The organism is Parendozoicomonas sp. 2304DJ65-17 (assembly GCF_058148445.1).
This window is the reverse complement of the sequence record NZ_JBYVJV010000012.1, coordinates 122,544-137,593: the sequence shown is the minus strand read 5'-3', so window position 1 is coordinate 137,593 and position 15,050 is coordinate 122,544. Positions and strand designations below refer to the sequence as shown.

The 15,050-nt window shown below is 51.5% G+C and carries 13 protein-coding genes; 4 read left to right on the top strand and 9 right to left on the bottom strand.

What is annotated here, in order from left to right; genetic code table 11:
• Positions 1 to 35: 35 nt before the first annotated feature.
• Both glpK and ACY2RR_RS22295 read right to left on the bottom strand, forming a co-directional pair.
• Positions 36 to 1,532, bottom strand: coding sequence for a glycerol kinase GlpK (glpK, locus tag ACY2RR_RS22300; protein ID WP_490110403.1), 1,497 nt, complete (start codon positions 1,530 to 1,532; stop codon positions 36 to 38).
• 99 nt (positions 1,533 to 1,631) lie between these two features.
• Positions 1,632 to 2,498 (bottom strand): MIP/aquaporin family protein, encoded by an 867-nt coding sequence (locus tag ACY2RR_RS22295; protein ID WP_490110402.1) that lies wholly within the window; start codon positions 2,496 to 2,498, stop codon positions 1,632 to 1,634.
• Between the two features lie 265 nt (positions 2,499 to 2,763).
• On the opposite strand from ACY2RR_RS22295, the gene glpA reads away from it, so the two are divergent.
• The 3 genes from glpA to glpC are packed head-to-tail and all read left to right on the top strand — an operon-like array spanning position 2,764 to position 7,021.
• Entirely contained in the window at positions 2,764 to 4,479 is a 1,716-nt protein-coding gene (gene glpA / locus ACY2RR_RS22290) for an anaerobic glycerol-3-phosphate dehydrogenase subunit A (RefSeq protein ID WP_490110401.1), read from the top strand.
• Positions 4,476 to 5,798, top strand: coding sequence for a glycerol-3-phosphate dehydrogenase subunit GlpB (glpB, locus tag ACY2RR_RS22285; protein WP_490110400.1), 1,323 nt, complete (start codon positions 4,476 to 4,478; stop codon positions 5,796 to 5,798). Before glpA ends, glpB begins: the two co-directional genes overlap by 4 nt.
• Positions 5,795 to 7,021 carry an anaerobic glycerol-3-phosphate dehydrogenase subunit GlpC gene (glpC, locus tag ACY2RR_RS22280; RefSeq protein ID WP_490110399.1) on the top strand — a complete coding sequence of 409 codons (1,227 nt, stop codon included), beginning with the start codon at positions 5,795 to 5,797 and terminating at the stop codon, positions 7,019 to 7,021. The genes glpB and glpC overlap by 4 nt, the downstream gene beginning before the upstream one ends.
• Before the next feature lie 176 nt (positions 7,022 to 7,197).
• On the opposite strand, the gene ACY2RR_RS22275 is transcribed toward glpC, so the two are convergent.
• The 7 genes from ACY2RR_RS22275 to ACY2RR_RS22245 all read right to left on the bottom strand — a co-directional run bounded on the left by ACY2RR_RS22275 (position 7,198) and on the right by ACY2RR_RS22245 (position 13,518).
• Positions 7,198 to 7,548, bottom strand: a complete 351-nt coding sequence (locus ACY2RR_RS22275; RefSeq protein WP_490110398.1) for a RidA family protein — start codon at positions 7,546 to 7,548, stop codon at positions 7,198 to 7,200.
• 47 nt (positions 7,549 to 7,595) lie between these two features.
• Positions 7,596 to 8,723 (bottom strand): NAD(P)/FAD-dependent oxidoreductase, encoded by a 1,128-nt coding sequence (locus ACY2RR_RS22270; RefSeq protein ID WP_490110397.1) that lies wholly within the window; start codon positions 8,721 to 8,723, stop codon positions 7,596 to 7,598.
• Complete coding sequence (locus tag ACY2RR_RS22265) at positions 8,720 to 10,168, bottom strand: FAD-dependent oxidoreductase (protein WP_490110396.1); 1,449 nt, start codon at positions 10,166 to 10,168, stop codon at positions 8,720 to 8,722. The genes ACY2RR_RS22270 and ACY2RR_RS22265 overlap by 4 nt, the downstream gene beginning before the upstream one ends.
• A complete protein-coding gene (locus ACY2RR_RS22260) occupies positions 10,161 to 10,532 on the bottom strand; it encodes a (2Fe-2S)-binding protein (RefSeq protein ID WP_490110395.1) in 372 nt (123 codons plus the stop codon). Before ACY2RR_RS22260 ends, ACY2RR_RS22265 begins: the two co-directional genes overlap by 8 nt.
• Before the next feature lie 86 nt (positions 10,533 to 10,618).
• On the bottom strand, positions 10,619 to 11,623 hold the full coding sequence (gene dctP / locus ACY2RR_RS22255; protein ID WP_490110394.1) for a TRAP transporter substrate-binding protein DctP: 1,005 nt from the start codon (positions 11,621 to 11,623) through the stop codon (positions 10,619 to 10,621).
• 124 nt (positions 11,624 to 11,747) lie between these two features.
• Positions 11,748 to 13,046, bottom strand: coding sequence for a TRAP transporter large permease (locus ACY2RR_RS22250; RefSeq protein ID WP_490110393.1), 1,299 nt, complete (start codon positions 13,044 to 13,046; stop codon positions 11,748 to 11,750).
• Between the two features lies 1 nt (position 13,047).
• On the bottom strand, positions 13,048 to 13,518 hold the full coding sequence (locus ACY2RR_RS22245) for a TRAP transporter small permease (protein WP_490110392.1): 471 nt from the start codon (positions 13,516 to 13,518) through the stop codon (positions 13,048 to 13,050).
• A gap of 526 nt (positions 13,519 to 14,044) precedes the next feature.
• Between ACY2RR_RS22245 and ACY2RR_RS22240 the strand changes: the two genes are divergently transcribed.
• Positions 14,045 to 14,965 (top strand): LysR substrate-binding domain-containing protein, encoded by a 921-nt coding sequence (locus tag ACY2RR_RS22240; protein WP_490110391.1) that lies wholly within the window; start codon positions 14,045 to 14,047, stop codon positions 14,963 to 14,965.
• Positions 14,966 to 15,050 lie beyond the last annotated feature (85 nt).

Sequence of the window (15,050 nt, the reverse complement as noted above, 5' to 3'; positions counted from 1 at the left end):
ATTTAACTTTCAGTCAGTTTAAAAGTTGTAGTTGATTATTCTTCTTCCCACTTCAGAGAGCGCTCAACAGCACGCTGCCAGCCGTGGTAAATCTTCTCACGCTTTTCTTCTTCCATTTCTGGTTCGAAGGTGCGATCTACGCTGATGTTCTTACGCAGGTCTTCAGTGTTAGCCCAGTAGCCAACAGCCAGACCAGCCAGATAAGCAGCACCGGCAGCCGTGGTTTCAATAACAGTTGGGCGAACAACCTTGGATCCCAGAATGTCAGACTGGAACTGCATCAGGAAGTTGTTGGCAACAGCGCCACCGTCAACGCTCAGCTGGTTCAGTTCAAGGCCGGAGTCTTTCTGCATGGCATCCAGAACGTCGCGGGACTGATAAGCCAGAGATTCCAGAGTCGCACGAACAATATGGTTGCGGTTTGCGCCACGGGTCAGGCCAACAATGGTGCCGCGAGCGTAAGAATCCCAGTATGGTGCTCCCATGCCTACGAAGGCAGGAACAACATACACACCATTAGTGTCTTCTACTTTCTCTGCAAAATACTCAGAGTCTGCCGCATCACGAATCAGGCCCATTTCATCACGCAGCCACTGGATGCTGGCACCGGCTACGAATACAGAGCCTTCCAGCGCGTAGTTGACTTTGCCGTCAAGGCCGTAAGCGATGGTGGTTATCAGACCATTATTAGATTTCACTGGCTCTTCGCCAGTGTTCATCAGCAGGAAGCAACCAGTACCGTAAGTGTTCTTGGCCATACCTTTTTCAAGAGCCAGCTGACCGAACAGCGCTGCTTGCTGGTCACCAGCAATACCGGCAATTGGAGCTGTAGTCGTACCAATAGTGGCATGACCATAAACTTCAGAGCTGGACTTCACTTCAGGCAACATGCTGCGAGGTACGCCCAGAGCCTTCAGCATCTTTTCGTCCCACTCCAGGGTCTTGATGTTGAATAGCATGGTGCGGGAGGCGTTGGTCACGTCAGTCACGTGAGTCTTACCTTCGGTCAGCTTCCAGGTCAGCCAGGTGTCGATAGTACCGAACAGCAGCTCACCTTTTTCAGCCTTTTCACGTGCGCCTTCAACGTTATCCAGAATCCACGCCACCTTGGTGCCGGAGAAGTAAGCGTCAATCACCAGACCAGTGTTCTCACGAACATAGTCTTCCAAACCGTCACGCTTCAACTGCTCGCAGGTGCTTGCGGTACGGCGGCACTGCCAGACAATGGCATTGTATATAGGCTGGCCAGTGTTTTTATCCCACACCACAGTGGTTTCACGCTGGTTGGTAATACCAATAGCGGCAATCTGCTCAGGTTTGATATCAGTCTTGGCCAGAACTTCAGTCATCACGCCACGCTGAGTCGCCCAGATCTCCATGGCGTCGTGCTCAACCCAGCCAGCCTGAGGGTAGTGCTGGTTAAACTCCTGCTGGGACACACCAACAATACCGCCATTGCGATCGAAGATAATTGCGCGGCTGCTGGTAGTTCCCTGGTCAAGAGAAAGAATGTATTTGGTTTCGTCGGTCATGACTCAGTCCTTAAAGCCCCGTTTCCAGGGCTTTATTGTCGTGAAGATATTTAAGGAAATAAATGGCTTTTCGTTCAGTAATTAACCAATGTCTGGCAATTACTTAGCGTTCAGTGCTTCTTCAACGGAGGTGGTGCCTTCCTGTTCCATGCGAGGCTCGCAACCAGGAGTGCCGCATTCCTTCAGAAGAACCAGCTGCTTTTCAATAATGCGTGTGTAAATGAAGGCACCCAGGTTGGCACCAACGATTGGGCCAAGGATGGGAACCCAGAAATAAGGATTGTCGCGGCCGCCAGTCATGGCAACAGAGCCCCACTCAGAAACCAGGGCAAACAATTTAGGGCCAAAGTCACGGGCTGGGTTCATGGCAAAGCCAGTCAGTGGGCCGAAAGAACACCCGATTACGGCGATCAGAATACCAATCAGAACGGCGGTCAGTGCACCTTTAGGCGCGCCGTTATTGTCATCACCCAGTGCAAGAATGCCGCACATCAGAATGGCAGTAATAAACACTTCAATCATGAAGGCATGGCCATTGCTCAGAACAGCGTTGGGGTAGGTAGAGAAAATGCCTGCAGTGGCAAGGTGATCAACACTGCCAGGTACAATGTTGTTCACAGTATTGAACTCAGCGAACAGAGGTTGATACATCAGGTAAACCAGTGCTGCACCGATAAATGCGCCAATAACCTGGGAAATAATATAAGGAATAATTTTGTGTTTTTCGAAGCCCTTGAATACCGCAAGAGCAATAGTTACCGCAGGGTTGATATGGGCACCGGAAATACCACCGGTCACAAAAATCGCCATGGATACGCCCATACCCCAAACGATGCTGATTTCCCACTGGCCAAAGCTGGCCCCTGTAAGAACCAGTGCAGCAACAACGCCAGCGCCAAAAATAATCAACAGTGCCGTGCCAACAACTTCGGCAATACATTCGCCGAATAGCGTTTCTCTGTTCATCCTTTTCCCCATTACAGCTTGTTTTTAAATCAGAATTCGGTACGAGAGGGGCTTATTATTCCCATTGTTAGTTTTTGTGAGTTGATGGTAATCAACAAAATCAAACTAATACGGACGAAATGTTCATTTCGCACGTACATCCCTTGAAATACTAAACAATTTCATAGGCTTGCCTGCATGTGGTTAGTGTTTGTTCTGTATCAAAACAACAGGAGTGCACACACAGTAACATTGTCAAGATATGTAAGAATTGGTGTGCATCATTATGAGACGACTGGAAACAGATGTTGTCATCATCGGCGGCGGCGCAACGGGAGCGGGCGTTTTTCGGGATTGCTGTCTCAGGGGAATGCGCTCAATCCTGGTTGAGCGTAACGACATCGCCAGCGGTACCACAGGACGTAATCACGGGCTGCTTCACTCCGGTGCTCGCTACGCTGTCACCGACAGTCATTCGGCGGCGGAATGTATTCGAGAAAACAGAACCCTTAAACATATTGCCGGGCATTGTATTGAAAAGACGGATGGCCTGTTTATCTCTTTGCCAGAAGACGGGCTGGATTATCAGCAAGACTTTATAAACGGCTGTGCTCGTGCAGGGATTCCCACAGAGGTTTTAACACCGCAGCAGGCATTACAGCTCGAACCTTCGGTTAACCCGGCGTTGATTGGTGCGGTAAGAATTCCAGACGGAACCATTGATCCGTTCCGCATTACCTCGGCCAACATTCTGGATGCCCGTGAGCATGGCGGCACCTTATTAAGTGATACCAAAGCCGTTGGCCTGATTATTCGCATGGGCCATGTGCAGGGTATTCAATGCCGTGATCAGCGCACTGGTGAATTGTTTGAAATTCGTGCCCGCCAGGTAATTAATGCCACAGGTGCCTGGTGCCATGAGGTGATGGAATATGCAGATCTCTCTGTAGATATGTATCACTCCCGCGGTGCGTTGTTAATTATGGGCCACCGCTTAAATGGCATGGTCATCAACCGTTGCCGTAAACCTGGTGATGCTGACATTCTGGTGCCAGGCGATACCGTTTCCGTGATTGGCACAACATCCACTCATGTTGGCCGTAATGAGCTGGAAACTTTAGAAGTGACCGATGAAGAGGTGCGAGTACTGCTGGAAGAAGGCAGTAAACTGGCACCTGACATGATGAATACACGTGTATTGCGCGCCTACTGCGGCGTACGCCCGCTGGTTTCTCTTTCCTCTGGCGGTTCAGATAGAACAATCAGCCGGGGGCTGGTCGCCATTGATCATGCTGAATCCGATGCACTGCCAGGTTTGATTACCATCACCGGCGGTAAGCTGATGACTTATCGTCTGATGGCAGAAGTGGCTACCGATATGGCGGCCAAGCATCTTGGTGTTTCTGAAAAATGTTCAACCGCCAGCAAGCCTTTGCCCGGTGCACTTCTGTCTGATCAGGACAAGACCAAAGGTAAGAAAGTTCAGGTGGGCGGCTACAGTCTTGCCGACTCTTCATTGCCAAAAACAGTCGCAGGTTCCGCTGTTTACCGCCATGGTGAACGGGCCAAAGATTTTGTGAAAGAAGACAGTAAGTGGTGTAACGCTGTCGTTTGTGAATGTGAAGTTGTGACCCGTGGTGAAATTCTTTACGCCGTAGATCAATTGAATGCCCGCAGTTTGTCAGACCTTCGTCGTCGAACCCGTGTAGGTATGGGCCCCTGTCAGGGAGAAATGTGCGCCTGTCGAACCGCCGGGTTATTGGCAGAATCCCGCAATGATCAGATTGATGCTCTCGACACTCTTCAGGATTTTATTGAAGAACGCTGGAAAGGCGTTAGGCCAGTACTTTGGGGGGATGGCTTGCGGGAAGCGGAGTTCAGTTATTGGGTGCAGGAAGGGTTGTTGGGGTTAGGAAGCCTTCGGCAACAGGCGGCCAACACTGTAAATGCGGTTGATGCCGCTTCAGAGAATGCCACTCAGGATGAGGAGCACAAAGTATGAAACATGAATGTCTGGTGATTGGTGGCGGGCTGGCAGGCCTGACCGCAGGTATTCGTTGTGCCGAAGCTGGTTTAAAAGTGGCGGTTGTATCTGGTGGTGAGAGTGCACTGACTTTTGCTTCCGGATCAATTGATGTACTGGGTTCCATCCCGAGCCAGCCCGTTGTACGACGCCCGTTTGATGCGATTGATTGCCTTGTTGAAAGGTGCCCAGATCATCCCTATGCAAAAGTAGGAAGTGAAAAGGTTTTTCAGTCACTGGACTGGTTCCACGGGCAAATGGCTGAAGCCGGTTTGGAGCTTGGTTTGGCCAGCGATTGCCGTGAAAACCAATGGCGTATAACTGCCGCAGGTGCCCTTCGCCCTACTTGGCTAAGCCAGCCAGCCACAAAAGCTATGCCCTGGGAATGTTTCCACGGTGAGGGTGGTTGTTTGCAGAAAGTGGTATTTGTAAATATCACCGGCTTTCTGGACTTTATGCCCGAGCTGGCTATGCATGGATTAAAACAGCACCCGGCATTCAGCAAGGTGGCTGTAGAACATTTCAATATTAATTTGCCCCTTGAACATGGCCACGGTGCAACAGCTGACACTATGCGCGCCCCGCAGCTGGCCAGCGCAATGGGCGACCGGGATATGGATATTCTTGCGAGGGTTTTGAGTGAGCGGGTACAGGACGCTGACCTTGTTGTTATGCCCGCCTGTTTCGATCCTGATCTGGGTGGCAACCGTGTGCAACAGCTGCGTCAGCGCACCGGTTTAAATATTGTTGATATCGCCACACTGCCACCTTCTGTTCACGGGCTGCGTTTGCATAAAGCATTGCGTAATCGTTTCCGGGCACTGGGAGGGTTCCTGATTCCCGGCACCGAAGTGCGGCACGGTACTGTGGATGGCGACCGGGTGATGAGTGTAAGTACCGGTGAAGATCTGCTCTCAGCGGATCATTTTATTCTCGCCAGTGGCAGCTTTTTCAGCAAAGGCCTGCAGTCGGTAAAAGAATCCATGAGTGATCCAAGCTCAGTAAAAGAGCCAGTGTTTAATCTCGATCTTCACAGCTGGGCGAATCAGCCCAAAGACTTCAGCAGTCATCAGTTCCTTGCGCCCGAAGGGCAGAACTTTGTGCGCAGTGGTGTAGCTCTGAATCAGAACGGACAACCGATGGTTGAAGGTAAAGGCTTAAGCAACCTTCATGTCAGTGGGGCAGTTCTGGGTGGGTATGACCCAGTGCAGGAAGGTTCCGGAGGCGGTGTAGCAATCAGCACAGGCTGGCAGGTTGCGGAAAATGTTATCAGTCAGGTTAAGGGGCAGCGAGTATGAACCTTTTCAGCCTCAACGGCAGTGGCCAGAACCATGATCGTTCATTCGATCGCTGCCTGAAATGCACGGCCTGCTCCTCCCAGTGCCCGGTATCCATCGTGCGGCCGGATTATCCCGGCCCCAAACAATGTGGCCCGGATGGTGAACGTCTTCGCTTGAAAAGCCCGGAGTTTCTGGATGATGCCCTGAAATACTGTACCGGTTGTAAGCGTTGTGAAGTGGCCTGCCCATCCGATGTGCGTATCGCCGATATTATTGCCACGGCTAAACAAAAGTATGGTGATAACAGCTTTAAGCTGCGGGAGTTCCTGCTTAGTCATACCGACCTGATGGGTGGTTTAACCCGTGGCACAGCGCCAATTGTTAACAAAATTACCAGCCTGAAACCCACCAAGGTATTGATGGATAAAGGGCTGGGTATTGATCAACGCAGAAGCTTCCCGGCTTACGCGACAAAGAGCTTCCGCAGCACATTCAAATCTGTGGCTTCCAAGCAGGAACAGTTTGCCCGCAAAGTGTCATATTTCCATGGTTGCTTCGTTAACTTTAATGATCCGCAACTGGGCATGGATCTGGTGACAGTTCTGAATACTATGAATATTGGCGTGCGGCTGCTGCAAAAGGAAAAGTGTTGTGGTGTACCGCTGGTGGCCAATGGTTTCCATGATAAAGCCAGAGCCAATGCGGAGTTCAACACTTCATTTTGTGAACAGGCGCTGGATAACGGCAGTGAACGTATAGTTTCCAGCTCCTCCAGCTGTTCCCTGATGTTAAGGGAAGATTACCCGGATATGCTGGGAGTGAAGAACGAAAAGGTGCAATCCCGTATCAGCTTTATCACCCGCTTCCTTGCCGGAGAGTTTGAAGCTGGTAATAAGCCTGAGATGAAGCCGGTCAACCTGAAAGTGGCTTACCACAGCCCTTGTCATCTGATTAAGGGTGGCGGTGTTCTCCATACTTTGAAACTGTTGTGGGAAATCCCCGGCCTGGAGCTTCAGCAACTGGATTCCAACTGTTGTGGCATTGCCGGCACTTACGGTTTTAAAAAGGAAAACTATGAAACTTCACAGGGTATTGGTGAACCGCTGTTCCGCCAGATAGAAGAGAGTGGGTGTGACTTTGTGGTGACCGATTGCGAAACCTGCAAAATGCAGGTGGAGATGAGTACTTCTAAGAAGGTTTTGCATCCAGTTAACCTGCTGGCAAGAAGTCTGGCAGGTTAATCCCACACTGATGGTCTGATGGAAGTGGTTGAGGGTTGGAGCAAGGTTTTCTGTTTTCAAAGGCCAGGGATGGCCCGAGAACCACTCTGGGCAGGATAATCCAGCATGGTGAAAAACAGAAACCTTGCTCCAGCAGGTGGTAAGCAATCTGGGGAGATAAGCTTACAAACTGAACTTTATTGCTGGGCGGCTACTACAGTCAGTTCTACCAGAATTTCTGGCCTTGCCATGCGGGCTTCCACACAGGCGCGGGCTGGTTTTTCGCCATCAGCCACCCAGGCATCCCAGACTTCGTTCATAGCGGCGAAGTCTTTCATATCACGTACGTAGATAGTGGTAGACAGAATCTTGTTTTTATCGCTACCAGCTTCTGCCAGCAGGTCTTCCACCTTCTTCAGGCACTGACGGGTCTGTTCAGCGATATCCCACTGGGCTTCTCCGGCCGTCTGGCCGCACAGGTAAATGGTACCGTTATGCTTAACAATCTTGCTCATACGGTGGGTGGAACCCATACGTTCGATGGACATGTCATCTCTCCTGAAAATCAATAGACAGTGTTTGTAAAGTTGGGGCGTTAAAGCACCTTGCGTTCAAAGCGGTTAATACGAAATGGCGTCAAATCAAATTCGCACTCTTCACCGGTAATCAGGTCCGCCATAATCCGGCCCACGACCGGCCCCAGTTGGAAACCATGGGCAGAAAACCCAAAGGCATGCCAGGCGCGGTCAGCATTTACGCTGGTACCTATCACCGGCAGGTTGTCGGGCATATAGGCTTCCAGCCCTGACCACATCCGGTTGATTGATGCCGTTTTCATAATCGGGAAAAATTCTGCCGCATTTTTCGCGCCAATGGCCAGCTTTTGATAATCGAGACGGGTACGGTTGTCATCCCGGTCGGCAAAGCCTTTGGAGCCACCACCGATCAAAACCGTGCCATTTTCAAACTGTTTGAACGACAGTGGACGGCTGACAGCGCCAACCACCGGCGTAGCAAAGTGAGGCATCCGGGCGGTAATCATCAGCATGGGCGCGCTGTGGGTCAGCGGCACGTTATCACCAATCATCACCGACAGCTTTTCAGCCCAGGCGCCGGCGCAGTTCAACAGGTGCAGGCTTTCGTATTTGCTGGTTTTGGTTTCAGTGAGCCAGTGGTTGCCGATTTTGCGAAGCCGTTGGACTTCCTCCCCTTCTACGAACCGGGCGCCATGCCGCTCCGCTGCACGCCGAAAGGCGAGAGTGGATTGATAGGGAATGGCGTAACCATCGGTTTCGGAAACCACACCGCCAACACATACTGGAGAGACATGGGGCAGGCGCTCCCGCAGCTCCTGTTGATCGATTATGGTCTCGTGATGGTAACCAAGGCCATGCATCAACTCTTGCCGTTGACGGAGTTTGGTCATATCGGCTTCATCGGCAGCAATATTGATTAGCGACCGTGAGCGGAAGCCGGTATCCGCGTCTAGCTCATCATCCAGTGTTTGCCACATGCTCATGGCAACTTTGCTTAAAGGGACTTCAGCAACATCGCGCCCCAAAAGTCGTACGCCGCCGGCATTAACGCCTGAGGCATGGCGGGAAACCCAGTCTTTTTCCAGTACGATGACCGACACGCCACGCTTGGCCAGTTGATAGGCCGTCGAACATCCCTGAATACCGCCACCGATAATCACGACATCTGCTGCAGTTTGGAGGTTCATAGGCCTGACTCCTGTTGGCTGGTGGAACAGGCAGCGGAGGCATCCACAAACAGATCATCCGGGATGACGTCAGCAAAGTGTGCCATCTCAGTAAGGGAAAGCAGTTTCATCGGCGAACGCAGGCGGTAATAACCAATCTGGTCAACCGATTCGCCACGCCATTTGGCCAGCAGTTCGCTGACAGTGTGGCCGCACTGGCGACCCTGGCAGGGGCCCATGCCACAGCGGGTCATGCCTTTGAGGTCGTTGGGGCCGCGGCCGCCCAGTTCGAAACCCTGGCGCAATTCGCCCAGCGTACGTTCTTCGCAACGGCATACGACAGTGTTGTCATCTTCCGGAATGCGGAACTCGTCCTTAGGGCGGTACAGTGCATCGATAAAGCGGCGGAAGGTATTGAAGCTGCTCAAAGTCCGTTGGCTGGAGGCTGCCATATTGGTGCGCTGCTGTTCATTGATCAGTCCCAGCCGGTACAGCAGGTTGCTGGCCACAATGCAGCCCATGGCTTCGGAGCCATCGGCACCGACAATGCCGCTGCCGTCGCCCGCCACAGAAATGCTGGGAACAGAGCTTTGGCCCCACTCATTCAATTTTGGTTTCCAGCACAACTGCTGGTCGCTCCACTCAATATCCAGACCGATAGCCCGGGCCATATTCAGGTTAGGGATGACACCCTGATGGAGAAAAACATGCTCGGCTGCTATCGAGTGTTGTTTGCTGCCGCATTGAAAGTGGATAGCAGAGGCTTTGTCATCACCTTCAATACGGATGTTGGAGGCGGCTCGGTAAACAGGAATGCCTTCATCGCCGATACGGCTTAAAAGGCGCAGGCCTTTGATAATCATGCCCGGCTCGGCGAGGGCATTGAAGCCGTGACGCATAGACGAAATATACGACGAGTAAGGCGTTGTATCGATCAGCGCTTTGACAGGGATACCCAGCTGAACATACTGGGCCACAATCTGGTACAGCAGCGGGCCGGTACCCACAAACACGGCATCGTCCCTGACAATACCTTCAGCTTTGAGCATAACCTGGGCGCTACCTGCGGACATCACGCCGGGCAGGTGCCAGCCGGGTACCGGGAATGGGCGTTCCATCGCGCCGCAGGTGACGATGATTTCTCTGGCGGTCAGGCGGCGGGTTTCATTGCGATAAGAAAACAACACTTCGCCGTTGTCGCCTACATGCCAGACCGACGCCTGATAAATTTTTCTGGCAGAGCACTGTTCAAAAGCCTTAACCAGCTTACGCCCTTTGATATAGTCCGGCCCCAGCTCTTCAGGGGCAGGCAGGGGGCTGGCTGTGACGTTACGATAAATCTGGCCGCCAGCACGTGCTTTTTCATCAAGTACAACGATAGAGGCACCGGCTTTGGAAGCTGTGATGGCTGCAGACATTCCTGCAGGGCCAGCACCAATAATGGCAATATCAAAACTGTTATTCATGAGCATTGCCTCCGGCTGCATCAGTGATGGGAGGCAGTGGGTAATCCTTGTTTGTATGCTGTTCAGGAACGGAGATCGTGTCTTCTGTAATTTGTTGACGCTTTACATGCATGCCGTCTTTGGCTTCAACAAGGCAGGCCTGGCGATTCGGGAGCCCATCAATCTCTACCAGGCATTCAAAACAAACGCCCATGGCGCAGTAGGCGGAGCGGGGTTTATCGGTTAGCGGGGATTGTCGGGTTATGGTATCACCGGCCAGTACCATGGCAGCCCAGACCGATGAGCCTGTCGGCACCTGTACAGCTCGCCCGTTAATGGTCAATGTGACCTCGGACATTTTCTCAAGGCGCAGGGAACGGAACATGGTGCAAAACCCTGTTATTCAAGTTCATCGTAAGAGAGTGTCTTCCGGCAGCATTTACTGCCGGAAGAGGGTCAGGAGATGCGGGGTTACTGGTTGATCTTGCTAAGGATCTTGTTGCCCCAGTCCTGGCCGACATCATTGAGGATTTGAGGCCAGACTTCCTTGCGGACTTTCTCGGCCGCTGCTGCCAGCTCTTCGTCTGTAATCTTCACAATGTTGGCACCGTTATCCGCCAGCTTTTGCTCAAAGGCAGACTGATCACTTTCCGCCTTGGTCCAGCGCTTGGCTTCAAACTTCACCGCTGCGGTTTCCAGAGCCTGACGATCGTCAGCGTTCAGGTCGCTAAGAGTCTCGGAGTTGATGATCATGTACCAGACTTCAAAATGGGTGTTGACCGGAATATAAGTCTTGGTCACATCCCGGAAGGAGGCGTAATAACCTTCTGCACCGGAACCCACTACACCGTCAACAACACCAGTCTGTACCGCGGTAAAGGCTTCAGAAAAAGGAATAGGGGAGCTGATATAGCCCAGAGCATCACTGGTCAGCTGGAAGCTCTTGATACCTGGTACACGAACCTTGATGCCTTTATCGATATTCACGTCACCGGGAGAAACAGCGTCGCGGTTCAGGGCAACACCGCCAAAGTAAACCGGGTAGGCAGCCAGCATCGTAATATCCTGCTTGGCATACAGTTCTTTCATGGCGTCATAAATGGCGCCGCCGGGGCCATAGATTTTCTTGGCCTGTGCCCAGTTTTCAGCCACGTAAGGGAAAGCACTGATCTGCATCTGGCGGGAGGCCGCGGTCGCTGCAGGCTGCACAGCCATATCAACAGCCCCCAGTGAAATACGTTCCTGAACAGTGGTGTAGTCGCCCAGAGCGCTGGCCGCATAGATTTTAACTTTCACATCACCATCGGTGGTCTGCTTCACTTCCTTGGCAAACTCTTTCAGCTCGACATCCACACTGGCACCCTGTGGGCGAATATGGCTGATTTTCAGGGTTTTGGCTTCGGCCAGGCCGGTCAGACCAAGAGCGCCGGTCATTAACACGGCAGCAACGGCACGGTTCAGGCGTTTCATTTTCATGGGTGTTTCCTCAGTTTCTTGTTGTTTTCTTTTTGTTAGTGTTTCTGCTTTCTCAATAATGGGAGCAGCATGCCTGCTCCCAAACTCTTAAAACCAAAGGTCGATGATCAGTAGTTAAAGCGCATCAGTATCCAAAAAAGCTGGGCAGGAACAGTGACAGTTCAGACCAGAAGGAGGTCAGAATCACCACAGGCAGATAGCCACACAGAATCAGGATCATCGCTGGCTTGATCACTTCAGTGACTTTCACGTTACCGATGCGGGCACCCAGATAGAGGATGGAGGCGTAAGGAGGTGTCACCCCACCCATCGCGGTATTCACGCCCATGATCGCGGCAAACTGAATCGGACTGATACCCAGTGCCTGCATCAGTGGCAGCAACAAAGGTGCAATCAGGATGATGGCGGTGACGTCATTCACCACCATACCTACCAGGAACAACAGCACGTTGATCATGATCAGCAGCAGGACTTTGTTGTCGGTGATGGAGAAGATGGCTTCCACCAGTTCCTGAGGGACATCCTCGAATACGAACATCTGGGACAGGATCATGCTGAACAGGATCATCAGCATAATGGCGCCTACGGATGTGGAGGCTTCTTTGCCAGCGCCCAGCAGGGTCTTCAGGTTCAGACCTTTGTAGATCAGGAAGCCCACGGGGATGGCATAAATCACTGCCACGGCTGCAGCTTCCGTGGGAGTCATGACACCGCCATAGATACCACCCAGAATAATCACAGGCATCAAAAGTGCTGGCGTTGCCTTGAATCCACGACGACTGACTTCTGCGACAAAGTCTTTGCCTTTAGGTCGTTCTTCCAGGACCAGCGGGAATTTGCGGGACATCCAGATATTCACCAGGGAAAAGTTGAACATGATCAACAACCCTGGGCCGAGCGTGGCCAGGAAGGACGCAAGAATGGAGGTATCAGTCACCCAGCCGTACACAATCATGGTGACACTGGGAGGTATCAATAGACCCAGTAGTGAGGCGTTGGCAATCAGGGCGGTGGCGTAAGGGCGTGGATAACCCTGCTTTTCCATTTCCGGAATCAGCAGTGGGCCAATCGCCGCCACACCGGTAAGGCCGGAGCCGGAAATTGCGCCGATAAGAGCACAACTTACCGTGGCAACCACGCCCAGTCCGCCACGCAGGTGGCCAACAAATATATTCACAAACCGCAACAGACTGGCGGCTATGCCGCTGACACTCATTATTGTTCCGGCCAGAACAAACAAGGGAATGGCCAGCAGAACCGGGTTACCCAGTTGCTGGAAACCCCACAGCATATTGCCCTTCATGGTGACATCGCCGAGGAAGTACATCACCATCAGACCGCCACCAAAGCAGTAAGGCAGTGGGACTCCAAGGGTCAGCAGAATGACTAGTACCAGAACGGCGAGCAATGCAATTTCAACCATCTCAGTGTTCCTCCGCAATAAACAGACTGCGCACATGACGGATGAAGTGAACGGTGGTGTAGATCATCATCAGCACCATGCCGGTCAGCAGTGCAACATCAACATAAAAGGTGGGTATATACAGGGTTGGACTCTCTTTCCATACCCGCCAGGAGTACTTGGTGAAATCCCAGGCCCAGTAAGTGAGCCAGCAACCAATCATCAGGCTCAGGGCTTCGCCGATAACGGCCAGCACACGTTCCTGGCGTACGGTTTTCAGAAAGATTTCCAGCACATTGGCGCGGATATGGGAATTTTCCCGGGATGCATTCACAGCACCGAGGACATAAAGCCAAAGGGTTGGGTAGAGCAGAGTCTCTTCAAGACCAAGGACAGGTATTTCGAGAACGTATCGGGTGATCACCTGGACAAACTGCCCCAGGGCCACCAGACAAATCAGACCTGTCAGCAGATAACTGACAAAGCGATTCATTGGCTTAGCCTCTCTTGTTTTTATGGGGCGAAAGCTAATGGTTTCTACGTATAGAGGCAAAGCGATTATTTCGATGGATCCATAAGGTTACTTTATGGATTTTGTGAGCAGCATTCAGTCTGTTACCTGTAACGTTTGGCAGGTAACACTTTGTGGGGGGAGGTTTGGAGTGGTGACTGTTTTCTGTCGCCTGAATCCTGCTGAGTATTGTTCAGCCCTTTAATATTGGGGAAGTGGTGGTTTTGGCATGGCATCTGCTAACTATACGACGCAAGCAGGCAAAAGGTTCCGGAAGAGAATCTTGCCAGGTGGGTAACAATAAAAATAAAACGGTAATAACAATAACAAAGCCGACTCACGTAACAAGAACTGTCGCATAATAAAAACAAGAATAACAATAAAAAGAAAAGACCCTTTCCGAGAATCAGGCCCCGTATTGCGGGGTTTTGTTTTTTGTCTGCGTATATTTTAGGAGCGTTCCTCTGTAACGTTATCGCTCTTTTTCCTATTGCTTGTTGGCCCGCCTATGAACTTGAGTATTCGTCAGCTTGAAGCTTTTCGGGAAGTGATTCGAACTGGCTCCATTTCTGAAGCTGCAAGAACTTTGAATCGTACACAACCGGCCGTCTCCGCATTAATCGCCAATCTGGAAGAAGAGCTGGGGATGCCATTATTTGAGAGGCACAGAGGGCGCCTGATACGAAAGCCTGAGGCGCAATATTTCTTTGAAGAAGCAGAAGCGGTACTTGAGCGTTTATCCCGTGCTGCCCGTACTATGCAGGATCTATCCAGTTTAAGGGAAGGGCGATTGCGTATTGCCTGTATGCCAGCTTCGTCGCAGTTTCTTATGCCGGGGTTGGTGGCCGATTTTGTTAAAGACAAACCTAATGTGAAAGTGTCGCTGATGATGCGGGCTTCGTCAGTGATAGAGCAGTGGATTGCTACCCAGCAGTATGATGTTGGTTTGGCCGAAACTCCCCCACCAAACAGCTCTCTGGAGGTGACACCGTTTGAGTTAAGGTGTGTTTGTGCTGTACGAAAGGATGATCCATTAGCAGCCAAAGCCTTAATCACCCCGGAGGATCTTGATAATCAGCCTCTGGCAACATTGCAGGATGAGCATCCTAATTTTATTGCAACGCGGGAAGCATTTCGGGAAGCGAGTGCCAAATTGAATGTGCGCTTTGAATTGCGGAATTTTCAGCCTGCGCTCAAGCTGGTAGAGGAAAAGCTCTGTTACTGCCTATGTGATCCTATGACCATGGCCAGTTACAGTGAATACCAGAAGGAAGATCCGCTGTTAGTGTTTCGCCCGTTTGCTCCAGAGATATCACTGTCAGTGGCTATCTTGAGACCGGCACAGAAGGCTAGTTCTATGCTGGCCGATGCATTTGTTGATCAGTTGAAGGAAACTCTTGTTGCATTGAATAAAGCTTCACCTGTTTGAATATGGTTACTAGGAAAAGGTATTAGTGCAAAAGACGGGGCTAATCGGGACGTGATGTATGAGAGGTGTTGGGTTACGCCGCTTT

Coding starts and splice junctions, on each gene's coding strand:
- ACY2RR_RS22265 (WP_490110396.1), bottom strand. CDS start 10,168: ATGAATAACAGTTTTGATATTGCCATTATTGGTGCTGGCCCTGCAGGA.
- glpA (WP_490110401.1), top strand. CDS start 2,764: ATGAGACGACTGGAAACAGATGTTGTCATCATCGGCGGCGGCGCAACG.
- ACY2RR_RS22245 (WP_490110392.1), bottom strand. CDS start 13,518: ATGAATCGCTTTGTCAGTTATCTGCTGACAGGTCTGATTTGTCTGGTG.
- glpK (WP_490110403.1), bottom strand. CDS start 1,532: ATGACCGACGAAACCAAATACATTCTTTCTCTTGACCAGGGAACTACC.
- ACY2RR_RS22270 (WP_490110397.1), bottom strand. CDS start 8,723: ATGAACCTCCAAACTGCAGCAGATGTCGTGATTATCGGTGGCGGTATT.
- dctP (WP_490110394.1), bottom strand. CDS start 11,623: ATGAAAATGAAACGCCTGAACCGTGCCGTTGCTGCCGTGTTAATGACC.
- ACY2RR_RS22260 (WP_490110395.1), bottom strand. CDS start 10,532: ATGTTCCGTTCCCTGCGCCTTGAGAAAATGTCCGAGGTCACATTGACC.
- glpC (WP_490110399.1), top strand. CDS start 5,795: ATGAACCTTTTCAGCCTCAACGGCAGTGGCCAGAACCATGATCGTTCA.
- ACY2RR_RS22275 (WP_490110398.1), bottom strand. CDS start 7,548: ATGTCCATCGAACGTATGGGTTCCACCCACCGTATGAGCAAGATTGTT.
- glpB (WP_490110400.1), top strand. CDS start 4,476: ATGAAACATGAATGTCTGGTGATTGGTGGCGGGCTGGCAGGCCTGACC.
- ACY2RR_RS22295 (WP_490110402.1), bottom strand. CDS start 2,498: ATGAACAGAGAAACGCTATTCGGCGAATGTATTGCCGAAGTTGTTGGC.
- ACY2RR_RS22240 (WP_490110391.1), top strand. CDS start 14,045: ATGAACTTGAGTATTCGTCAGCTTGAAGCTTTTCGGGAAGTGATTCGA.
- ACY2RR_RS22250 (WP_490110393.1), bottom strand. CDS start 13,046: ATGGTTGAAATTGCATTGCTCGCCGTTCTGGTACTAGTCATTCTGCTG.